The sequence below is a fragment of the Actinomadura meyerae genome (genome assembly GCF_900188445.1).
In the GTDB taxonomy this organism is placed as follows: Bacteria; Actinomycetota; Actinomycetes; order Streptosporangiales; family Streptosporangiaceae; genus Spirillospora; species Spirillospora meyerae.
Genome location: NZ_FZOR01000013.1, coordinates 55,802 through 76,098 on the forward strand (window position 1 = coordinate 55,802; position 20,297 = coordinate 76,098).

Here is a 20,297-nt window from a genome sequence, read left to right on the forward strand (position 1 = left end):
GGAACAGGCCGCGCGACGCTGGCGGACCGTCACGGCCCGGCTCCGGCGCGTGGCGAGGGCGGGGCGGGTGCGGGCGGGCATGCGGACGCCCCCGGGCGGGAGTGCCCGGGGGCGTCCGGGAGGGGTCGTTCCGGCCGGTCGGCCGGTTCGGGCGGGTGGTCAGCGCCTCTTGGCGGTGACCCGCCCGACGATCACGCCGGCGACGGCGGCCCCGGCGAGCGGGGCCGCGCGCAGGAAGCGCCGCAGCGTCACCAGCTTGGCCAGCGCCTTGGCCCGGCCGGGCAGGGCCGTGACCGGCCGCGCCGCGGCGTGCGCGGTCGCGCCGGCCGTCCGGCCGGCGGAGCGGCCGGCGTCGGCGGCGCCGCCGGTGAGCCGGGAGGTGTTCTCGCTCACCTGCCGGGTGCCGTTGCCGGGAATCGAGGGGGTGTCCATCGTCGGTCCTTCCTTGGTGGTTCGCGGGTGGCCTGGGGTGCGCCGTGCCTGCGCTTTAGCGCGCTCTACCCCGGCAAATCCCGCCAAACCACCACGCAGCGCGGCGTCAGGTGCTCCACAGGCGGCGCTTGCGGTAGCGGGGCTCCCACAGCACCCGGTTGCGCTCGCGGACCGGGCCGGGCAGCGCCGTCAGGAACCGCGACCGCTCCACCGGCGCGATCCCGTCCACCACCCACGGCACGAACAGCGCGGCGCCCGCCGCGCAGCGCAGGGCGGCCTCGTCGGACAGCGCCCGCCACTGCCCCGCCTCCAGCAACGACTCCGCGAGCGGCAGCACGGTCGCCTCCTCGTGCCGCAGGTGCACCTCCAGCGCCTCTCGCAGCGCCCGCACCGCCGCCACCGCACCACCCCTGTCCGCGCCGGTCCGGTCCGCGCCGGCCCCGACACCGCCTACGCGGGTGCCGGTGCCGGTTCCGGCGCGGGCCAGTGCCGCGTCGACACCGGCGATCAGCGGGCCGAGCCGGGCGCGCTCGGCGCGGATCTCGGCCAGCGCCGCCAGTTCCGCCGGGCGCCCGCCCACCGCGCGCTCCACCCGCGGCCACAGCGCCCGGTCCTCCAGTTCGTGGTGCATGTCCATCTGCTGGGTGAGGTTGTCCCAGCCCGCGCGCACGTGCGCGGCCCCGCCCTTGCCCGCCGCCACCGCCGCCGCGAGCCGGTCCAGGTCCCGGCGGAACGCGGCGTGCGCGGCGTGCAGGAGGGTGCGGCACGTGGTGTCGCGCGTCCCGACCGCGAAAGCTCCCATGCACATATGAGGGTCCCGGCGCCCGCGGACGTGACATCCCCGGGCGCGGGAGAGACGCACCTCACAACGCCGCGCTCCCGGCTCCGGGCGGGCGGTCAGCGCGGCCCGGCGGCGGCCAGGACCTTCAGGTAGTGCGGGTTGGTCATCACCCCGAGGACGTTGCCGAACGGGTCGACGACCGACGCGGTCGCGAACCCCGTCCCCGTGCCCCGCTCGGTGATCTTCTCGTGCTCGCGGGCGCCCATCGCCAGCAGCCGCGCCACCGCGGCCTCCAGGTCGTCGACGTGCCAGTACGCGATCGCCCCGCCGGGGCCGGCCGCCGCGGGCCCGCCGGGCCGGAACCGGGCGTCGATCAGGCCCAGCTCGTGCTGGTAGTCCCCCACCCGGAACTCGTGGTAGACGGCGCGGCCGCCGGGCCCGGGGACGCTGAAGTAGGGCTGGACGCCCAGCAGCCCGGCGTACCAGTCCTTGGCGGCCTCCAGGTCGTCGGCCCACAGGCTGATGGTGGCGAATCCGCGCAGCATGGCGCTCCCTTCGTGCGGGACCGGGGACCTCCCGGCCTCGGCACCGACGCTAGAACCCCATCAGGTCACTGAACGTCCGCAAAGGACGGCAGTATGGGGGCCATGCGCGATCCGTCCGGGCGGCTGCTGCGGCTGCTGTCCCTGCTGCAGACCCCACGCGAGTGGCCCGGCCCCGAGCTGGCCGAGCGGCTCGGCGTCACGCCCCGCACCATCCGCCGCGACGTCGACCGGCTCCGCGACCTCGGCTACCCCGTGCGGGCCGCGCGCGGCAGCACCGGCGGGTACCGGCTCACCGCCGGCACCGCCATGCCGCCGCTGCTGCTGGACGACGACGAGGCCACCGCCGTGGCGATCGCGCTGCGCACCGCCGCCGCCGGCGGCGCCGGCATCGAGGACACCGCGCTGCGCGCGCTGGCCAAACTCGAGCAGGTCCTCCCCCACCGGCTGCGGCCCCGCGTCGCCGCGCTCGGCGCGGCCGCCGTGGCCCTCCCGCCGCACGGCGGCGGCCCGCCGCCCGCCGACCCCGGCGTGCTGGCGCTGCTCGCGGCCGCCTGCGCCGCCCGCGAGCTCGTCCGCTTCACCTACACCGCCGCCGGCGGCGCCGCCACCCGGCGGCTGGCGCAGCCGTACCGCCTGGTCGCCGCGGGCCGCCGCTGGTACCTGCTCGCCCACGACGAGGACCGCGGCGCCTGGCGCACCTTCCGCGCCGACCGCGTCACCGGCCCGCACCGCACCGGCGTCCGCGGCCCGGCCCGCGAGCTGCCCGGCGGCGCCGACGCCGTCTCCTGGACGATGGACGCCCTGGCCGGCGGGTCGGGGCGGATCCGGGCGCGGCTGCTGCTGCACGTCCCCCTCGCCGAGGCCGCCGGGCACGTCACCGCCTGGCACGGCGTCCTGGAACCGGCCGGCGACGGGGCCTGCGTGCTGCACACCCGCGGCGACGACCTGCGCTTCCTGGCCCACCGCGTGGCGCTGCTGCCCGTCGACTACACCCTGCTCGACCCGCCCGAGCTGGCCGCGGAGCTGTCGGCCATCGCCGCCCGCGCCTCCCGCGCCGTCCAGGACGTCCAGGACGTGCGGGACGTGCCGCGTTAGGCGTGCCGCGTTAGGCGAGGGAGGTGTCGCCGAGCGACTCCAGCAGCGTGCGCAGCGCCCCGGCCAGCCGCTCCCGCTCGCCGGCGTCCAGGGCGGCCAGCAGCCGGTCCTCGTTGGCGGCGTGCTCGGCCACCAGCTCCTCCACGGTCTCCAGGCCGCGCGGCGTGAGCCGGATCAGCACCGACCGGCGGTCGGCGGCGTCGCGGACCCGCTCGACCAGGCCCTTGGCCTCCAGCCGGTCGATCCGGTTGGTGATCGCCCCCGACGTCACCATCGCCGCGTTCAGCAGCGCCCCCGCCGTCAGCTCGTAGGGGGCGCCGTGCCGGCGCAGCGTCGCCAGGACGTCGAACTCCCAGCTCTCCAGCCCGCGCTCGGCGAAGAACCGCTTCAGCTCCCGGCCCAGCAGCAGCTGGGCCCGCGAGATCCGGCCGATGACGCCCATCGGGGACACGTCCACGTCGGGTCGTTCGCGCTCCCACTGCGCCAGGATCGCGTCCACCGCGTCCGCCACGGCCCCTCCCAGATTCTCTCAACATTGAGATTATCAATCATGGGACATCGGCGGGCCGGTGGCCACAACCGGCACGCGCCTCGACGGCCGCGGCGGCGGCCTGGGATAAACGACGCACGACCGCCACCAACCAGTAATGGTGCAATCATGCGCAGCCTGTACGAGCACGCCGGGGGTGAGGAGGGCCTGCGCGGGTTCATCGCCCTGTTCTACGCCTCCGTCCTGGCCGACGACCTGCTCCAGCCGCTGTTCGGCGAGGGCCGCCCGTCCCACGTCGACCACCTGACCGCCTTCACCGCCGAGACCTTCGGCGGCCCCGACGCCTTCACCCGCGAGATGGGCGGCTTCGCGCACCTCATCGACGTCCACCGCCACCTGAAGATCACCGAAGAGCAGCGCGTCCGGTTCGTCGAGCTGTACATGGCCGCCGCCGACGCCGCCGGGCTCCCCGCCGACCCCCCGTTCCGCCAGGCCCTGCGCGAGCATGTGGAGTTCGGCTCCGAGGTCGCCAAGCAGAACTCCAACGCCGCGACCGACGACGAACTGCATCCCCTGCGCGAGGTCCCCCACTGGGACTGGCCCGCCCCCTGACCCGCCCGCCGCCGCACTCCCACCACCGGGGCGCCGCGCCGGGCCCTCGCCGTATGGGAGACTGGGGCCCGTTCGACGGCGGGATGCGAGGACTGGAGCGTTCGGTGGGGGGTGTGCTTCGGGTCTCGCGGCCCAACGCGCGGTTCCAGCAGTGGGAGGCGCTGCTGCGCAACCGGGCCAAGCGGCAGCGGGCCGGGGAGTTCCTCGTCCAGGGCGTCCGCCCGATCACCCTGGCGGTGGAGCGCGGCTGGCCGGTGCGGACGCTGATCTACGACGCCGAGCGGCAGCCGTCGCGGTGGGCGCGGGACATGCTGGAGCGCGCCGGGGCCGAGCGGGTGGCGATGGCGCCCGACCTGCTGCGCGAGCTGAGCGGCAAGGAGCAGGACGTCCCCGAGCTGGTGGCGGTCGCCGAACTGCCCCCCGACGACCTGTCGCGCATCCCGGTGGGCCCGACGTTCCTCGGCGCGGTGTTCGACCGCCCGACCGGGCCCGGCAACATCGGCACCATCGTGCGGTCGCTGGACGCGTTCGGCGGCGCCGGCCTGATCGTCACCGGGCACGCCGCCGACCCCTACGACCCCAAGGCGGTGCGCGCCTCGACCGGGTCGCTGCTGGCGGTGCCGGTGGTCCGCGCCCGCTCCCACCGCGAGGTGCTGGACTGGGTGGCGCGCGAACGCGCGGCCGGACGCCCCCTCACCGTCGTCGGCACCGACGAGAACGGCACCGCCGACATCGCCGAGGTCGACCTGACCGGCCCGGTGCTGCTGGTGATCGGCAACGAGACCGCCGGGCTCAGCGCGGGCTGGCGCGAGGGCTGCGACACGATGGCGCGGATCCCCATCGGCGGCGCGGCCAGCTCCCTCAACGCCGCCGGCGCCGCCACGGTCGCCCTGTACGAGGCCGTCCGCCAGCGCGCCCGCCGCCCCTGATCGGGCCGCCGCGCGCCGTCACGCGCCCGGAACCGTCTTCTCCCACACCGACACGTGCTTGGTGCTGTCGGCGGTGAGCTCCGAGCGGTCCCAGTCCGCCCAGCGGTACTTCAGGCGCATCCCGGCGATGCGCGCCATCAGGTCCATCTCCGCCGGCCAGGCGTACCGGAACGGGATGCGGCGGAACCGCCCCGTCCCGTCCGGTGACACGGTGACGTGTGTGGAGGTGAACTCCTGCGTGACGACGTCGTACCGGTCGAACCCGACATAGCCGCCGCCGTCGGCGCCGGGCTCCACCGCGAACGGGACGGTGTCCTGCCCGGGCGGCAGGCGGCGCAGGTCCGGCAGGCCCACCTCGACGAGGAACAGCCCGCCCGGCCGCAGGTGCGCTGCCGCGTTCCGGAAGACCTCGACCTGCCCGTCCTGCGTGGTCACGTTGCTGATGGTGTTGAACACCAGGTAGACCAGCGAGAACCGGCCGGGCACCCGCGCCCTGGTCATGTCGCCGATCGTGACCTCGACCGCGTCGCCGCCCGGTTTGCCCGCGATCCGTGCCGCCATCGCCCGGCTCAGCTCGATGCCGCTCACCCGGACCCCGCGCGCGGCCAGCGGCGCGGCGATCCGCCCGGTGCCGACGGCGAACTCCAGCACCGGGCCGTCGGCCAGGTCCTCCAGGACGTCCACCACGGGCGTCACCGCCTCGGGCGCGTTCACGCCGCCCGGAGCGTCGTAGCCCGCGGCCACGCTCTCGGGGAACCAGCCGTCCGCCGGGTCGTCCCCTGTGCCTTGCTCGATCATGGTCGCCGACGTTACGCCCGCGCCCGCGCGCTCCTCATCCCGTTTTCGGGCCCGCGCGGATGCTTCGGGATTCGATGCCTCCAAGTCAGGACGGGACCGGCGCGGGCTGGACCCGCTTGGCGTCCCAGGCCAGCCACACGCAGGCGGCCGCGAGCAGTGCGCCGTGCGCGATCCGCAGTGCGGGCGGGCCGAAGAACTGCGGCAGGAACAGCCCGAACCCGACCGCGAACAGGATCGCCGGCACCGTCCGCAGCCGGGCCGCGACGAGGATCGCGCCCGCCGCCATGGCCAGCAGCCCGAGCCCGAACACCGTCATCGCGAACGGGTTGTAGCGCACGTCCTCGGCCAGGTCGAGGATGTTCGACTGGTCGGCCATCGCATGCAGGCCGAAGCTCTCGGCGCCGTAGTACGGCAGCGTCAGGCCGGCGCCGACCCAGAACACGATCGCCGCCACGCGGTCGATCGGCAGCAGCGCGACCGCGACCAGGATGAACCCGATCATCGCGCACAGGTGCGCGACGATCCACGCGTCGGAGCCCATCGCGGCGGCGGCACCCGAGGTGGTGGACTCGTCCTCCCACGGGCGGAGGGCGGGATAGAGCAGGAACAGTACACCTGCGACGGGCAGCGGAATTCTCATGACTTGGTCCTCAGGTTTCGTAGGGGGGTGCGTGGTTCAGGCGGATGCGCCGCGCAGTGCGCTCGCGACGAGGCGGTCGACGTAGGCCCCGTCGATGGGGCGGCCGGTGACGAGCAGCCGGTAGTACAGGGCGCCGGCGAGCTGGTCGAACAGGACCTCGGGCTCGACGCCGGCGTGGAGCTCTCCGCTTTCGCGGGCGCGTTCGAGCAGCGTCAGCACCAGAGCGTTGCGGCGGTGGAACATCGCCTGGACGGCCGCGCCGACATCGGCGTGGCGGGCGGCCGCCGCGGCGACCTCGGCGACCAGGCCCGCGGAGGCGTCGCCCGACGCGGCGGGGCGGCCGGCCCGCCGCATCCGGTGGAGTCCCGCGACGATCTCGCCCAGGTAGCGGGTGAGATCCTCGCGGACGTCCCCGGTGTACTCCACCGGCACGGAGTCCTGGAGCCGCGCGACCACGGTGACGATCAGGTGGTCCTTGGTGGGCCACCTCCGGTACAGCGTGGTCTTGGCGACCCCGGCCCGCATGGCGACCTCGTCGACCGAGAACCGGTCGTAACCGCGTTCGAGCAGCGACTCCAGCGCCGCGTCGAGGATGCGGGCGTCAGCCGCCTCAGACCGCGGTCGTCCGCGCCGTCCAGCCGGTCCCACCGCGCCGCCCCCTCTTTTCGCTACGAACGTTTCGTATATCAGCCTAGGCCGGTCCCCACATATACGCAACAGTCGTAGCGAAAATCGCCTCAGCCGTCCTGGGTCGGCGGGCCGGCAGCGGCGCCCGTGAGCCGGTCGCCGAGCGGGCTTCTCCGGTACAGCACATGCCGTCCGTCGCGTGCCCGTGTGACCAGTCCGGTGGAGTACAGGACACGCAGATGCTGGGAGACGGCGCTCGGGGTGACCCTGAGACGGCGGGCGAGCTCCACGGTGGGCAGCGGCTCCTCCAAGAGACCGAGCAGTCTCGCTCGGGGCGAACCGAGCAGGGACACCAGAGCGGTCGAGTCCACCGCCGGCATCTCCGAGCCCCACAGCGTGGCCACTCCCCGGCTGGGATAGACGAGGCTCGGCGGCTCGTCCGGGCTCACGGGCGGCGCGGGCTTGTGCGCGAACACCGACGGCAGGAGCAGCAGCCCCCGGCCGGCCGCGGCCATCCGGTGCCTGCTGATCATCTTGTGGATGTGCAGCTCTCCGCCCTGCCAGCGCAGGTTCGGGTGCATGTCGGCGAACAGCAGTCGCGCGCCCCCCAAGGCGAGCCGGCGGGCGCGGTAGGTCATGTCGGCTTCCAGCACCAGCCGCATCTGCGGCCACACCGGCTCGATGGCCACCGCCCAGTACCGCCGCAGGAGATCGCAGATGGCGTCGCGGAGCCCGGCGACGGGTGCGTCTTCGGCGGCGGTGGCGTCACGGAGCGCTTCGGGAACGGGGTCGGGCGCGTGCGCGAGCAGCAGGTCGTGACGGACCCGAGCGCACGACGTCCGGCGGACGACGGAGAGTTCTTCTTCGAAGTCCGGTGCGAAGCTCGCGGGGTTCGGGGTCAGGAAGTCGGGGAGCGTGCGCCGCTGGGCGACCAGGGACATCAGCAGACCGGTGTCGAGCGTGCCGAGCCTGCCGAGCACGGACCTGCGCCAGGGCAGATGCAGCGCCGAAAGGCCGGGATCCTGGAGCACCCGCAGGCTGAACAGGGTCTCGTGCAGGGGTGAGAGGGCGAAGCGGGTCTCGGCGAGGTCCTCGACGCCGAGCACGAAGCTGATCATTAAGCCGTACGCTACATCCATTGGCGCCGCAACGGCGATGCCGTGGACTTCCTCCCATGACACCCACAACTCACGTGCGGCGGACGGCGGTCCCGGGGCGGGGTTCGTCTCCTACCAGGTCATTCACGTGCCGGGCGGGCCGGTGGACCGAAGCATGAGCCGCCGGACGGTCCTGATCCTGGCCGTCACATGCGCCGTGGCGGTGGGCAACCTCTACTTCCCGCAGGCCATCGGTCCGCTGATCGCCGACGGGCTGCACGTGTCGCCCGATTCGGCCGCCGCCGTGGTGACCGCCACACAGGCCGGCTACACGGCCGGGATGGTCTTGCTGGTGCCGCTCGGCGACCGGCTCCCGCACCGCTCGTTCCTCGTCGTCCTCCTCGCCCTGACCGGCCTGGCACTGCTCGCGGCGGGCTGCGCACCGGCGCTGCCGGCCCTCATCGCCGCCGGCGCCCTCGTCGGCCTGGCCACCGTGGGCGCGCAGATCGTCGGCCCCCTGGCGGCCGGACTCGTCGCCGCCGACCGCCGGGGAGCGGTGATCGGCACCCTGCTGAGCGGATCGACCGGCGGCATGCTGCTGGCCCGGACCTTCAGCGGCACGCTCGGCGATTGGCTGGGCTGGCGGGCCCCCTACCTGATCGCCGCGGTCCTGGCCCTGATCCTCGCCACCGTCCTGGCGTTCGCGGTGCCGGCCACGACCCCGTCGTCCCGCCAACCGTGCACAGCACTCCTGGCCGAGCCGCTGCGCCTGCTGCGCACCGAGCCGGACCTGCGCCGCTCGTGCTTCTACCAGGCGACCGTCTTCGCCGGGTTCTCCGCGGTCTGGACCTGCCTGGCGCTCCTGCTCGCCGGTCCCGCCTACGGGCTGGGTGGCCAGGCGGTGGGATTGATCGCCCTGGTCGGCGCGGCGCCCATGGTCTGCACCCCGCTCGCCGGCCGCCTGGTCGACCGCTACGGCCCCGATCCGGTCAACCTGGTCTGCATGCTCGGCGTCCTCGTCTCGGCCGCGATCCTCACCCTCGGCGCCCAGGGCGGCGCGGTGGGGCTGGCATTCCTGATACTCGGCACGCTGCTCCTCGACACCGCGATGCAGTCCGGCATGGTCGCCAACCAGGTCCGCGTCTACGCCGTGCGCGCCGACGCCCGCAGCCGGCTCAACACCGCCTACATGACCTGCGCCTACCTGGGCGGCAGCGCAGGTTCCTGGCTCGGGATACGCGTCTGGGGCCAGGTCGGCTGGTGGGGCGTGTGCGTGCTCGTCGCGCTGCTCGCCGCACTCGCCCTCGCCCGCCACCTACCGGCGCTGTACACATCCGGGGAAAGCCGGGCCGGCAACCGCGCGGCGAGTGCGGACGGCCTCGGCCACCGCCCTGGCGCCGGTGTCCCGGACGCAACGGACGACACGCTGCCGCGCGGCGGGGCGGCCCGCTGACCGGGGCGAGCCATACGCTGTGCCGGTGGCAGAGCTCCCCTGGCGGCGACCGGCGATCACGCCCGAGACGCACCGGGCGACCTCCTTCGAGATCTTCTTCGACCTGGTCTTCGTGTTCGCCATCACCCGGGTCGTGGCGTTCATGGCGCATTCGGTGTCGGCACTGGCGCTCGTCCGCGGGCTGATCCTGTTGCTGCTGCTCTGGTGGTCCTGGGCGGCCTACGCCTGGCTCGGCAACCGGGCGCACGCCGACCGCGGCGTGGTCCGGACCGGGATGCTGGCCGTGATGGCGGCGCTGTTCGTCGCCGCGCTCGTCATGCCCGAGGGCTTCAGCCGCCACGCCGGGACGGTCGACGCGCCGCTCATCCTGGCGGTGGCCTTCTCCCTCGTCCGGGCGATCTACTTCGGCCTGCACCTGGCCTCCGTGGCGGGCGACCGCAGGCTGCGCGCCCAGCTCCTGCTCGACGCCGTCCCCCAGACCGCCTCCCTGGCCGCCCTCCTGACCGGAGCGGTGCTCGGCGGGACCTGGCAGACCGCGCTGTGGGCCACCGCGTTCGCCATCGACTTCGGCGGCGGACGGATCGCCTCCGCCCTGGGCGGCTGGAGCATCCGCAGCACCGCGCACTTCGCCGAACGGCACCGCATGGTGCTGATCATCGCGTTCGGCGAGTCCCTGATCTCCGCCGGCGCCGGCGGAGAACTGACCGACGCACCGGTGCTCCTCGCCGCGCTGATCGGGTTCGTCGCCGTCGTCTGCCTGTGGCTGCTCTACTTCTCCCGCCTGGCGGCCGAGGCCGAGCATGCGTTCGGACGCGCGCCCCGTGCGCGCCGCGCCAAGATCGCCCGCGACGCCTACACGCTGGCGCACTTCCCGCTGATCGCCGGAGCCGTCTACATCGCCCTGGGCGTCCACGAAGTCCTGGCGGAACTGTCCGGCACCGGCGACCAGGGCGGGCATCTGGAATGGGCCGCCTCGACAGCCCTGTACGGGGGCGCCGCCGTCTTCCTTCTGGGACGGGCGGCGTTCGCCAGGCTCGCCATCCGCTCCGCTGCGACCGCGCAGTCGCTCCTTGCCCTGGTGTTCCTCGTGCTGGTGTTCCTCGCGCTCATCCCCGTGGGGCGGCTTCTGCCCGTGACGGCCGCGCTCGCCTTGGTGAGCACGCTGCTTCTCGCCCTGGTCGCCTTCGAGTGGCGGACGCAGGCCACGCTCCGAGCACGCCACCCGTAACGGCGCCGCCCGGCCGCCTGCGCGCGGTCATCCGTCCGGTGCGCCGGCCGTGCCGGGTGACTGGACGGCCTCGGCCGCCTGCTCGGCGCGCACGGCTCGTTCGCGCTGCTCGCTCTCGGCGGCCCGGGCGGCGTCGCGTTCGCGCTCCAGCGCCTGCCGTTCGGCGTTGTGGGCCGCCTGAGCGGCGATCAGGTCGGTGCGGGCCCGGTCGCGTTCGCCGCGCATCCGCTCGGCGGCCTCGACCGCGCTCTGCCGCTGCGCGTCGGCCTGCCGGACCTGCTCGGCGGCGGTGTCGCGGGCGGAGCGCACGTCGTCGGCGGCCTGCCGGCGGGCGGCGGCGGCCTCGTGCTCGGCGCGTTCGAGCCGCCCGGTGAGGTCGCCGACCGCGGTGGTCATCTCGGTGAGCGTCTGGCGGGCGGCGGCCAGCTCGGCCGTGGCGGACTCCAGCCGCGCGGCCCGCTCGTCGCGCTCCTCCCGGACGCGGTCGAGGTCGGCCCGCAGCCGCTCGATCCGCTCCTCGGCCTCGGCGAGACGCCCTCGGGTCTCGGCCAGCGCCGCGCGGGCCCGGTTCCCGCTGCCGACCGCGTCCCGGGTCTCCTTTTCCGCCTTGATCCTCGCGGCCTCCTCGGCGGACGCGGCGCGTTCGGCGAGCCGGGCGCGCTCCTCGGCGGCGTCGGCGCGCTCTCCGGCGCGGCGGGCGTCCTCGCGGGCGCCGGCGGCCTCCTGCGCGGCGGCCCGCGCGCGCTGCTCGGCGGCCTCGCGTGCGGTTCGGGCCTCGGCCGCGTCGGCCTCGGCCCGGGCGATCGCGGCTTCGAGCTCGGTGTTGCGGCTCAGGACGCTCTCGCGGAGATCGGTGAGGTCGCCGGTGAAGCGCCGGTCGCGTTCGGCGGCCGCGGCCAGCAGCCCGGCGAGCCTGCCCCGCTCGGCCTCCTCGCGTTCGGCCCAGCTGATGAGGGCCTGCAGCGGACGCTCGACGACGGCGCCGACGGCCGACTCGCGTGCCCTGCGTGCGGCCTCCTTGCAGTCCTGCCCGCCCGGCCCCTCGCCACCGCGGTGGTACTCGCGGCGCCGGCCGGTGGCCGCCGGTGGCGGCAGCGGCCCCTGGCAGTGCTTGCACCGGCCGTGGGGCGCCTCGGTGGACGCCTCCGCGCCGGGCGGGACGGGCCCGGCTCCCCCGGCCGACGTCGTCTGCTCGTGCTGATCGCTCACATCACCATCATGCCGAGTTTCGAGGTGCTGTGCGCGCGAAACCACGATTCAAGTTCCGTGGTTTACGAAACCTCAAATCTCGTCCCGATCTGGATAGGGTTAAGGCAACGTTAACCCGAACCAGCCTTGTGATCATCCGGCTAGGCTCGGTCACGACGCACTCCCCCGGCTACCGGCGATACCCGAGGAGCATCTGGTGACCGACCGCGACGCAGGCGGCGACGCCCCGCCGACCGACCGTGCCGCCGTGGCCCCCACGACCCCGCCGCCGGCGGTGCCCTCGCAGGCACCACCGCCGCCCTCCGACCGGACGCTCTCGCCGGAGGCCGCCGCCCGCATCACGGCCGGGCTGGCCGACAACACCACCCGCGCCTACGCCCGGCACTGGGCCACCTACGTCCGCTGGTGCGAGCTGACCGGACGGACCCCGCTCCCGGCCACCCGGGAGACCCTCGCCGAGTACGTCCACCACCTGACCGGCACCACCACCCAGTACGGGAAGCCCCCGGCGCCGTCCACCATCGACACGATGCTCAGCTGCGTGCAGTCCGCGCACAAGCTCGCCGGGGAGGACTGCGACGCCCGGCCGGCCCGGATGGCGCTGCGTGCCTACCGCCGCGAGCGCGCCAGGCACCCCGACCCCGAGCTGCGCTACAGGCGGCGCAAGGCCCCGGAGATCGACGTCGCGGCGCTGCGCGCCATGATCGACGCGATCGCCGGGGCGGTGGCCGCGGGCACGCTGCATCCGCTGCGCGCCGAACGCGACCAGCTGGTCCTGGTGCTCGGCTTCGCGATGATGGGCCGCCGCTCGGAGGTCGCCGCCCTCGACATCGAGGACCTGGACTTCGGCGACCGCGGCCTGACCATCACCGTCCGCTTCTCCAAGACCGACCAGGACGCCGCCGGGACGCAGGTGTTCCTCAAGCGCGGCCGCCACCCCCGGACCTGCCCGGTCGAGCTCGCCCGCGGCTGGCTGGCCACCCTCGCCGGCCACGGCATCACCGGCGGGCCGCTGCTGCGCGGCATCGACCGGCACGGCAACCTGGCCGGCGCCGGCCGGTTCGCCGGACGCGGCTCCGGGCGCATCGACGACGAGACCCTGAACACCATCGTCCGCGACGCCGCCCTGCGCGCCGGACTCGACAACGCCGCGGCCCACACCTTCCACGGGCTGCGCGCCGGGAGCGCCACCAGCGCCGCCGAAGCGGGCGCCGCCCCCTCGACCATCCAGGAGCACGGCCGCTGGAGCAGCCTGTCGATGGTGTTCATCTACTGGCGCCGCGGCACCGCCTGGGCCAACAACGCCCTGGACAACGTCGGGCTGTAGCTCATGCCGCTGACCCTTCAGCGTCCTGGATGGTCGTCGCGGGCCCGGGCAAACGCGTCCTGCCTGGCGAGCAGCCCGGAGAAGTCGTCGTTACACCGGGTCCGGCAGGTTGATGAGCGCAAGTCTGGCCGGGTCGGTCACGGCGATGATCTCGGTGATGCGGCCGGCGGCCACGATGAAGGCAAGGAGGGAGAGCGGGATGCCGTCTTCACTCCAGGAGATGACGCCGGGGAGGCCGTCGACGGTCGCCGCATGTCCTCGTGCCGCGCTGCCGGCCACTCGTGCGCGGGTGGCGACTTCGGTGGCTCCGAGGGTGACGAAGGTGCCGTCCGGTGTGTGGACGGTGAACTTCACTTCGGGGTGGAGAACCTGCAGCAGCCGCTCGAACTGACCGTCGCGGGCCGCGGCCAGGAAGGCTTGGACCACCTCGCGTCGTTGTCGTCCGGCGCTCGCCGGCCGCTGGGCGTCTTGTACTTTCCCGCGGGCGCGGCTGGCGAGCATCTTGGTCGCGTCGGCGGACTTGCCGAGAATGATGCCGATCTCCGCGAAGGGCACGGCGAACACGTCGTGCAGCACGAATGCCAGCCGCTCGTCGGGGCGCAGCGAGTCCAGGACCGTCAACAGCGCCAGGCCCACCGAGTCGCCCAGTGCCACAACCTCTTCAGGAGCCGGGCCATCGTCGAGCGTCACGGTGAGTTCGGGCAGCCGGTCGTCCAGGGGGACTGTCGGGCGCGTTCGGCCCGAACGTAGGAGATCGAGGCTGATGCGGCCGACCACGGTGGTCAGCCGGCCGCCGAGATTGTCGATGGCGTCGGCGTCCTGGCGGGACAGACGCAGCCACGCCTCCTGAACCGCGTCGTCCGCGTCGGCGTGCGAGCCGAGCACGCGATAGGCAACGGCTGTGAGCCGGGCGCGGTGCGCCTCGAAGGCCTCGGCGACCGGATCGGCGGGATGGGCGCCGGACATGGAGTTACCTCCCTGGAAGCTGCTCCGTCATAAGCGCGACGGGCACCAGCCCCGCGAGGTAACCCTGATCAAGGAGAGCACCCTCCATGCGGAACCGACTGAAGAACAAGAGCACCAACAACCCCGACGTGTGGAAGGCGGTCGGGCACCTGCAGAAGGCGATCGCCGCCGGGGGCGTCGACCCGAAGCTGCTCGCGCTGGTCCACCTGCGCGCCAGCCAGATCAACGGCTGCTCGGCGTGCGTCTACGCCAGTGTCGCCGGGGGGAAGAAGGCCGGTGACACCGACGAGCGGCTGCACAACGTGGCGGCGTGGCGCGAGGCGCCGTTCTACACCGATGCGGAGCGCGCGGCGCTGGCGCTGGCCGAGGCCGCCACCCGGCTGCAGGACGGTGCGGAGGGCGTCACCGATGAGATCTGGGAAGAGGCCAACGCCCATTTCACCGAGGAACAGATCGGCGCGATCAACCTGGAGATCGCGCTGACCAACTTCTTCAACCGGATCAACCGCACCATCAAGGAACCGGCCGGGCAGACCTGGGGCTGAGCCCAGAACAGGGCCGAGCCGGTCGCCCGGCCGCGCCCCCTCCGCTCCGCTCATCGGCCATGCGGAGAACCTTGACGATCTCCACCGGTTCCGCCGGCCGGATCGCGCGGGTGGGGGGCGAGGCCGGCGCACCGGCGGGTTCGACGGCCGGCTTCCTTCGCCGCCGGCCGTCCAGGGCGCGGGTCAGCCGCCTGCCGCGGTGGTCAGGGTGATCGCGCCGCTCTCGGTGCGGGCGGTGATCGATCGCGGGGCGGCCCCGTCCTCGGGGACGTCGGCGCGGACGTCGCCGCTGTCGGTGGTGGTGGTGACCTTGTAGGCGGTGCGCGGGACGGTGATGTTCACCTCGCCGTTCTCGGTTCTCACCGCGACCTGCCGTGGCGCGGCGGCGAAGGACAGGGCGACCTTTCCGTTCTGCGAGTCGGCGGAGACGCGCTCCGATCGGGTGGCCGTGGAGCGCAGTTCGCCGCTCTCGGTGCGCAGGTCGAGGGCGCCGGTGGCACTGGTGACCGTGATCGCGCCGCTGGTGGTGCGGATGTTCAGGGCGGTGCCGAGACCGGTGGCCGAGACCCGTCCGTTGTCGCCCTTGATGCTCAGGGCGAGGCGGCGCGGGACGAGGACCTGGTACCGGACCTCGCAGCCGCCGATGAGCGCGTCGCAGTCGGTGGACAGGGTGAGCCGGTCGCCGGTGAGGTTCCAGGTCGCGGAGGGTTCGCCGCCGATCACCGACCACCGGTCGAACCGGCGGGTGACCTGGACGTCCCGCACATCGGCGGGCCGGACGTCCAGGTCGCCCGAGTCCTTCTCGATCGTCAGGTGGTCGCCGACCGGGCCGAAGGAGCGCCGTTCCGGCCGGGCGTCGTCGGCCGAGGCGCCGCAGCCGGTGAGGGCCGCCAGCGCGAGCAGTGCCGCGGCGGCGGGCGGCGCCGAGCGGCGGGACGAGCGGTGGAGCGAGGTGAGCAACGAGCCTCCCAAGTGGATACCTAAAGTACTGAATACTCTAAGTATGCTACGGTCCGATCATGACCGACGACTCCACTGACAGGCCGGGGCCCGCGCGGCGCGTGCCGCGTGCGGAGGTCCGGCGGCGGCTGCTGGCCGAGGCGCGGCGGGTGTTCACCGAGCGCGGCTACGACGACGCCCGGATCGAGGACATCGCCCACGCCGCCGGGTTCACCAAGGGCGCCGTCTACTCCAACTTCGGCGGCAAGCAGGAACTGTTCGGCGCCGTCCTCGGCCAGGGCGCCGAGGACGAACTGGCCGCCGTGACCACCGAGATCGACGGCGCCGGCGACGCCGGCGCGGTCATCGAACGGGTCGCCGCGCTGATCGCCGCCCGGATCGTCACCGACACCGGACACGGGCAGCTCGGTCTGGAGTTCGCCGCGCGCGCCGCCCGCGACGAGAAGATCCGGGCCGTGCTGGCCCCGATGCGCCGCGCGCAGCGCGGCACCGCGGCCCGCGCCGTCGCCGAGGTGTCCGAGCGCACCGGCGCCGGCCCGGCCGTCCCGCCGGAGCTGGCCGGGCTGATCGTGCACTGCCTCACCAACGGCCTGGTCAACGAGCACCTGGCCGACCCCGAGACGGTCACCGCCGACGTCATCCGGGAGGCGTTCACCGCCGTGCTGACCGCGCTGCTGCCCTCGACCCCCCGCACCTGACGCGCCCGGCGCGCATCTCTGAGAGGACCTTCGTTGGCGATCCTGCTCTACCGGCTCGGGCGGGCCGCGTTCCGCCACCGCCTGCGGTTCCTGACCGGCTGGCTGGTGCTGCTCCTGCTGGCCGGGGGCGGTTTCGCCGCCCTCGGCTCCCATCTGGACAGCGAGGCCACCATCCCCGGCTCGCAGTCCCAGCAGGGAATCGACCTGCTGGAACGCTCCCTGCCGGAGGCGACCGGCGTCACCGCGCAGCTGGTGTTCGCCGCTCCGCCCGGCGGCACCGTCGACGACCCGGCGCACCGGGCCCGCATCGGCGACGCGGTCCGGCGGGCGGCCGCGGCACCGCAGGTCTCCGAGGCCACCGACCCGTTCCGGACCGGTACCGTGTCCGCCGACCGCCGCACCGCCATGGCGCAGGTGCTCTACCCGATCAAACGCGATCAGCTGGCGGACGAGAGCGTCACCGCGCTGGAGGGCATCGCCGCCGGGGCCCGTTCCGGGGGACTGCGCGCCGAGGTCGGCGGGTCGGTCTACAGCACCGCGGGCATGCACGCGGGCATCGGGGAGGTGCTCGGCGTCGCCGTGGCCGTGATCGTGCTGGTGGTCACCTTCGGGTCGCTGCTGGCCGCCGGGCTGACCCTGGCCACCGCGATCACCGGGCTGGTGATCGGGCTGCTGGGGCTGATGCTGCTCTCCCACCTGACCACGATCTCCGACACCGCGCCGAGCCTGGCCCTGATGGTCGGGCTGGCCGTGGGCATCGACTACGCGCTGTTCATCGGGTCCCGGCACCGCGCCCAGCTCGCGGAGGGTGCCGGAGCCGAGGACTCGGCGGCGCGCGCCGTGGCGACCGCGGGCGGCGCCGTCGTGTTCGCCGGCCTGACGGTGGTCATCGCGCTGGCCGGGCTGACCGTGGTCGGCATTCCGTTCCTGACCGTCATGGGGCTGGCCGCCGCGCTGACCGTGCTGATGGCGGTCGCGGCCGCGATCACCCTGCTGCCCGCGCTGCTCGGCCTGGCCGGCGACCGCCTGCGCCCCCGGCCGGGCGCGCGCGCCGCCCGGCCCGGACGCGCCGGGGCGGGCGGGCTGCGCTGGGCGCGCCTGGTCACCCGCCGTCCTCTGCTCACCATTCCGGCGGTCCTGCTGGTCCTGGGCGCGATGACGGTCCCGGCCCTCCAGCTCGATCTGGCGATGCCCGACAACGGCACCGCCGACCCCGCCTCCACCCAGCGCAAGGCCTACGACCTGATCTCCGCCGCCTTCGGCCCGGGCAGCAACGGCCGGCTGCTGGTCCTGGTCCACACCGAACGCGGCGGTGACCCGGTCCGGGCCGCCGCCCAGATCGGGAAGGGGCTCGACCTGCCCGGCGTGGTGTCGGTCAGCGACCCCGAACCCGGCACCGACGGGCGCACCGCCGTCCTCAACCTCGTCCCCGAGCACGGCCCGCGCACCCGGGAAACGCAGCGGCTCGTCCGCGACGTCCGCTCCCGCACGCCCGCCCTGGGCGCCGCCGCGGGCGCGCAGGTCCTGGTCACCGGGTCAACCCCCGCCGCCATCGACGTCTCCGACCGCCTGCGCGGCTCGCTGGTGCCCTTCACCGCCATCGTGGTCGGGCTGTCGCTGCTGCTGTTGCTGCTGGTCTTCCGCTCGATCCTCGTCCCGGTCAAGGCCGCGGCCGGGTTCCTGCTGTCGGCCGGCGCCGCGTTCGGCACCGCCGTCGCGGTCTTCCAGTGGGGCTGGCTCGCCGAGGCGTTCGGCGTCGCCACCACCGGGCCGGTCTTCAGCTTCATGCCCATCGTCGTGATCGCCGTGCTGTTCGGCCTGGCGATGGACTACCAGGTGTTCCTGGTCTCCCGGATCCGGGAGGAGTACGTCGGCGGCGGCGATCCGCGCGAGGCCGTGCTGACCGGCGCGCGGCACGCCACCCGGGTCATCACCGCCGCCGCGCTGATCATGTTCGCCGTCTTCGCCGGTTTCGTCACCACCGACGACCTCACCCTCAAGCCCATCGCCCTCGGCCTGGCCGCCGGCATCCTGGCCGACGCCTTCCTGGTCCGGATGACCCTCGTCCCGGCCGTGCTGAAGCTGACCGGCCGCGGCGCCTGGTGGCTGCCCCGCCCGCTGGACCGGATCCTGCCCGACCTCGACATCGAAGGCGCCACCTTGCGGCGAACCCGCCACTCCCCCGCCCAGGACGCCGCACACGCCGCCCCATCGGTGGCGTCCTCCCGGTGACGTCCCGCCCAGCCCACCGCGGCGGGCTGGGCGGGACCTGCGCGGACATGCCGATGCCCGGCCGGACGAGCCGCCGGCCGATGACGCGCACCCACTGCACGAGCGGGTGCTGCGACCGGAGGTCCGTGGTGGACCGTGCCCCGCGGCGACTCGGCGGTCAGGGGGCCGGGTCGGCGGGTGCTCCGGCCGCCGCCTGCGCCGCGACCGGGTGCCGGGTCCGGCTGGGGAGTACCGCCATCAGTGCCAGCAGGACGGCGGCGGCCGGGGCGCCCCACAGCAGGACGTCCGGGATGGCGGCCGCGGTCGCCTCCGGGCCCGGGGCCCGGCCCTGCGTCTCGCGGGCCAGGAGGGTTCCGAAGACCGAGACGCCGAGCGACAGGCCGAGGCCGCGGACCGACACCGTCGCGGAGGTCGTGGCGGCCAGGTCCGCGGGTGGGACGGCGTTCTGCGCGACGACCACCAGGTTCTGCATCAGCAGCCCGAACCCGAAGCCCAGCACCGCGATCTCCGCGGCCAGGACGGCGTAGGGGGTTTCGGGGCCCAGCCGGCTCAGCAGGGCGAACCCCAGCACGGCGGCCGCCGAGCCGGCCAGCAGGTACGGCTTGTAGCGGCCGCTCGCGCCGGCGCGGGCGCCGGCGAGCGAGGAGACCGCCATGAACGTCAGGACGTAGGGGTTGAGCGCCAGGCCCGCCCCGGCGGCCCCCCTCCCGTACGCGGCCTGCAGGTAGGTGGGCAGGTAGACGATCGAGCCGCCGAGCAGCGCGCCGAGCAGCGCGGTCGCGGGGAGCACGACGCGCAGGACGGGGTCGGCGAACAGCCGCGGCGGCAGCAGCGGCTCGGCCGCGCGCCCTTCCCGCCACACGAAGAGCGCCGCCAGCACCGCGACGGCGCCGATCAGGGCGAGGATCGTCCCGGACGTCCAGGGGCGGGTGCGGCCGCCCCATTCGGCCGCGAGCAGCAGGGCCGTCACGGCGCCCGCGACCAGCACGGCGCCGGGCAGGTCGACCCTGCCGCCGCCGCCCGGCCGGGGCAGCCGCAGCGCGAGCGCGGCGGCCGCCATGGCCAGCAGGCCGAGCGGCAGGTTGACGTAGAAGATCCAGCGCCAGCCCCAGGCGTCGGTGATCGCGCCGCCGGCGAGCGGGCCGCCCACGGCCGCCAGCGCGAAGACGCCGCCGGTCAGGCCCTGGACCCTGCCGCGCAGGCGCCGCGGATACAGCTCCGACAGCGCGATCGTGGGCAGCACGAACAGCGCTCCGGCGCCGATGCCCTGGAAGGTCCGCGCGGCGATCAGCTGGGGGGTGGTCCGGGCCAGGCCGCACAGGGCGGAGCCGGCGATGAAGGCGGCGACCGCGGTGAGGAACACCGGGCGCCGCCCGAACCGGTCGCTGACGCGGCCGTAGAGCGCGCCGGTCGCGGTCGAGGCCAGCACGTAGGAGGTGACGATCCAGCCGATGGAGTCCATGCCGCCCAGGTCGGCGGCGATGTCGGGCAGGGCGATGGCCACCACGGTCTGGTCCAGGACCGACAGCAGCATGCCGATGAGCAGGCCCGCCGTGGCGAGCGGCACGTTGGCGGCGCGCGCGCCGGGGACGGCCGGGGCGGTCTTCGAGGGGTCCGCGGACACCATGGCGGG

Annotated in this window: 21 protein-coding genes; 9 read left to right on the top strand and 12 right to left on the bottom strand. The window is 74.6% G+C overall.

Features of this window, described 5'->3' with window-relative positions; genetic code table 11:
• Nucleotides 1-159: 159 nt before the first annotated feature.
• The 3 genes from CHF16_RS15570 to CHF16_RS15580 form a co-directional block, all read right to left on the bottom strand.
• Nucleotides 160-432 carry a hypothetical protein gene (locus CHF16_RS15570; RefSeq protein WP_089326745.1) on the bottom strand — a complete coding sequence of 91 codons (273 nt, stop codon included), beginning with the start codon at nt 430-432 and terminating at the stop codon, nt 160-162.
• Between the two features lie 106 nt (nt 433-538).
• Nucleotides 539-1,234, bottom strand: a complete 696-nt coding sequence (locus CHF16_RS15575) for a hemerythrin domain-containing protein (RefSeq protein WP_089326746.1) — start codon at nt 1,232-1,234, stop codon at nt 539-541.
• Nucleotides 1,235-1,329: 95 nt separating this feature from the next.
• Nucleotides 1,330-1,758, bottom strand: coding sequence for a VOC family protein (locus tag CHF16_RS15580; RefSeq protein ID WP_089326747.1), 429 nt, complete (start codon nt 1,756-1,758; stop codon nt 1,330-1,332).
• 102 nt (nt 1,759-1,860) lie between these two features.
• Here CHF16_RS15580 and CHF16_RS15585 point away from each other — a divergent pair, with 102 nt between their 5' ends.
• Complete coding sequence (locus tag CHF16_RS15585; protein ID WP_089326748.1) at nt 1,861-2,853, top strand: helix-turn-helix transcriptional regulator; 993 nt, start codon at nt 1,861-1,863, stop codon at nt 2,851-2,853.
• 10 nt (nt 2,854-2,863) lie between these two features.
• Here the strand turns inward: CHF16_RS15585 and CHF16_RS15590 are convergent, their stop codons facing one another.
• On the bottom strand, nt 2,864-3,364 hold the full coding sequence (locus CHF16_RS15590; RefSeq protein WP_089326749.1) for a MarR family winged helix-turn-helix transcriptional regulator: 501 nt from the start codon (nt 3,362-3,364) through the stop codon (nt 2,864-2,866).
• Nucleotides 3,365-3,511: 147 nt separating this feature from the next.
• On the opposite strand from CHF16_RS15590, the gene CHF16_RS15595 reads away from it, so the two are divergent.
• Together CHF16_RS15595 and CHF16_RS15600 are read left to right on the top strand one after the other, a co-directional pair.
• Entirely contained in the window at nt 3,512-3,955 is a 444-nt protein-coding gene (locus tag CHF16_RS15595) for a group II truncated hemoglobin (protein WP_089326750.1), read from the top strand.
• Between the two features lie 104 nt (nt 3,956-4,059).
• A complete protein-coding gene (locus CHF16_RS15600; RefSeq protein WP_245868556.1) occupies nt 4,060-4,884 on the top strand; it encodes a TrmH family RNA methyltransferase in 825 nt (274 codons plus the stop codon).
• An 18-nt stretch (nt 4,885-4,902) separates the two neighbouring features.
• Here the strand turns inward: CHF16_RS15600 and CHF16_RS15605 are convergent, their stop codons facing one another.
• From CHF16_RS15605 to CHF16_RS15620, 4 genes are all read right to left on the bottom strand, one after another.
• On the bottom strand, nt 4,903-5,682 hold the full coding sequence (locus CHF16_RS15605; RefSeq protein WP_089326752.1) for a methyltransferase domain-containing protein: 780 nt from the start codon (nt 5,680-5,682) through the stop codon (nt 4,903-4,905).
• A gap of 85 nt (nt 5,683-5,767) precedes the next feature.
• Nucleotides 5,768-6,322, bottom strand: a complete 555-nt coding sequence (locus CHF16_RS15610) for a hypothetical protein (RefSeq protein WP_089326753.1) — start codon at nt 6,320-6,322, stop codon at nt 5,768-5,770.
• Between the two features lie 36 nt (nt 6,323-6,358).
• Nucleotides 6,359-6,970 carry a TetR/AcrR family transcriptional regulator gene (locus CHF16_RS40290; RefSeq protein WP_179271542.1) on the bottom strand — a complete coding sequence of 204 codons (612 nt, stop codon included), beginning with the start codon at nt 6,968-6,970 and terminating at the stop codon, nt 6,359-6,361.
• Nucleotides 6,971-7,059: 89 nt separating this feature from the next.
• Nucleotides 7,060-8,067 carry an ArsR/SmtB family transcription factor gene (locus CHF16_RS15620; protein ID WP_089326755.1) on the bottom strand — a complete coding sequence of 336 codons (1,008 nt, stop codon included), beginning with the start codon at nt 8,065-8,067 and terminating at the stop codon, nt 7,060-7,062.
• Nucleotides 8,068-8,221: 154 nt separating this feature from the next.
• Between CHF16_RS15620 and CHF16_RS15625 the strand changes: the two genes are divergently transcribed.
• On the top strand, nt 8,222-9,499 hold the full coding sequence (locus CHF16_RS15625; protein WP_089326756.1) for an MFS transporter: 1,278 nt from the start codon (nt 8,222-8,224) through the stop codon (nt 9,497-9,499).
• 25 nt (nt 9,500-9,524) lie between these two features.
• Nucleotides 9,525-10,727: a low temperature requirement protein A gene (locus CHF16_RS15630; protein WP_179271543.1), complete on the top strand. Its 1,203-nt coding sequence runs from the start codon at nt 9,525-9,527 to the stop codon at nt 10,725-10,727.
• Between the two features lie 27 nt (nt 10,728-10,754).
• On the opposite strand, the gene CHF16_RS15635 is transcribed toward CHF16_RS15630, so the two are convergent.
• Complete coding sequence (locus CHF16_RS15635; RefSeq protein WP_089326758.1) at nt 10,755-11,936, bottom strand: coiled-coil domain-containing protein; 1,182 nt, start codon at nt 11,934-11,936, stop codon at nt 10,755-10,757.
• A 196-nt stretch (nt 11,937-12,132) separates the two neighbouring features.
• On the opposite strand from CHF16_RS15635, the gene CHF16_RS15645 reads away from it, so the two are divergent.
• Complete coding sequence (locus tag CHF16_RS15645; RefSeq protein WP_143227997.1) at nt 12,133-13,263, top strand: tyrosine-type recombinase/integrase; 1,131 nt, start codon at nt 12,133-12,135, stop codon at nt 13,261-13,263.
• Nucleotides 13,264-13,353: 90 nt separating this feature from the next.
• Here the strand turns inward: CHF16_RS15645 and CHF16_RS15650 are convergent, their stop codons facing one another.
• A complete protein-coding gene (locus CHF16_RS15650) occupies nt 13,354-14,229 on the bottom strand; it encodes a sigma-70 family RNA polymerase sigma factor (protein WP_089326760.1) in 876 nt (291 codons plus the stop codon).
• A gap of 86 nt (nt 14,230-14,315) precedes the next feature.
• On the opposite strand from CHF16_RS15650, the gene CHF16_RS15655 reads away from it, so the two are divergent.
• Nucleotides 14,316-14,774, top strand: a complete 459-nt coding sequence (locus CHF16_RS15655; protein WP_089326761.1) for a carboxymuconolactone decarboxylase family protein — start codon at nt 14,316-14,318, stop codon at nt 14,772-14,774.
• A gap of 183 nt (nt 14,775-14,957) precedes the next feature.
• Here the strand turns inward: CHF16_RS15655 and CHF16_RS15660 are convergent, their stop codons facing one another.
• Nucleotides 14,958-15,734 carry a DUF4097 family beta strand repeat-containing protein gene (locus tag CHF16_RS15660; protein WP_179271544.1) on the bottom strand — a complete coding sequence of 259 codons (777 nt, stop codon included), beginning with the start codon at nt 15,732-15,734 and terminating at the stop codon, nt 14,958-14,960.
• Between the two features lie 59 nt (nt 15,735-15,793).
• Here CHF16_RS15660 and CHF16_RS15665 point away from each other — a divergent pair, with 59 nt between their 5' ends.
• The gene (locus CHF16_RS15665; RefSeq protein WP_089326763.1) at nt 15,794-16,432 is read left to right on the top strand and encodes a TetR/AcrR family transcriptional regulator; all 639 of its coding nucleotides are present in this window, start codon (nt 15,794-15,796) and stop codon (nt 16,430-16,432) included.
• Between the two features lie 33 nt (nt 16,433-16,465).
• Entirely contained in the window at nt 16,466-18,664 is a 2,199-nt protein-coding gene (locus tag CHF16_RS15670; RefSeq protein ID WP_089326764.1) for an MMPL family transporter, read from the top strand.
• 157 nt (nt 18,665-18,821) lie between these two features.
• On the opposite strand, the gene CHF16_RS15675 is transcribed toward CHF16_RS15670, so the two are convergent.
• A complete protein-coding gene (locus tag CHF16_RS15675; RefSeq protein ID WP_089326765.1) occupies nt 18,822-20,291 on the bottom strand; it encodes an MFS transporter in 1,470 nt (489 codons plus the stop codon).
• Nucleotides 20,292-20,297: the final 6 nt, after the last annotated feature.

Excerpts from the sequence above, each read along its gene's own strand:
- CHF16_RS15570 (WP_089326745.1), bottom strand. The coding sequence starts at position 432 with ATGGACACCCCCTCGATTCCCGGCAACGGCACCCGGCAGGTGAGCGAG.
- CHF16_RS15575 (WP_089326746.1), bottom strand. The coding sequence starts at position 1,234 with ATGGGAGCTTTCGCGGTCGGGACGCGCGACACCACGTGCCGCACCCTC.
- CHF16_RS15580 (WP_089326747.1), bottom strand. The coding sequence starts at position 1,758 with ATGCTGCGCGGATTCGCCACCATCAGCCTGTGGGCCGACGACCTGGAG.
- CHF16_RS15585 (WP_089326748.1), top strand. The coding sequence starts at position 1,861 with ATGCGCGATCCGTCCGGGCGGCTGCTGCGGCTGCTGTCCCTGCTGCAG.
- CHF16_RS15595 (WP_089326750.1), top strand. The coding sequence starts at position 3,512 with ATGCGCAGCCTGTACGAGCACGCCGGGGGTGAGGAGGGCCTGCGCGGG.
- CHF16_RS15605 (WP_089326752.1), bottom strand. The coding sequence starts at position 5,682 with ATGATCGAGCAAGGCACAGGGGACGACCCGGCGGACGGCTGGTTCCCC.
- CHF16_RS15610 (WP_089326753.1), bottom strand. The coding sequence starts at position 6,322 with ATGAGAATTCCGCTGCCCGTCGCAGGTGTACTGTTCCTGCTCTATCCC.
- CHF16_RS15620 (WP_089326755.1), bottom strand. The coding sequence starts at position 8,067 with ATGATCAGCTTCGTGCTCGGCGTCGAGGACCTCGCCGAGACCCGCTTC.
- CHF16_RS15625 (WP_089326756.1), top strand. The coding sequence starts at position 8,222 with ATGAGCCGCCGGACGGTCCTGATCCTGGCCGTCACATGCGCCGTGGCG.
- CHF16_RS15650 (WP_089326760.1), bottom strand. The coding sequence starts at position 14,229 with ATGTCCGGCGCCCATCCCGCCGATCCGGTCGCCGAGGCCTTCGAGGCG.
- CHF16_RS15655 (WP_089326761.1), top strand. The coding sequence starts at position 14,316 with ATGCGGAACCGACTGAAGAACAAGAGCACCAACAACCCCGACGTGTGG.
- CHF16_RS15665 (WP_089326763.1), top strand. The coding sequence starts at position 15,794 with ATGACCGACGACTCCACTGACAGGCCGGGGCCCGCGCGGCGCGTGCCG.
- CHF16_RS15675 (WP_089326765.1), bottom strand. The coding sequence starts at position 20,291 with ATGGTGTCCGCGGACCCCTCGAAGACCGCCCCGGCCGTCCCCGGCGCG.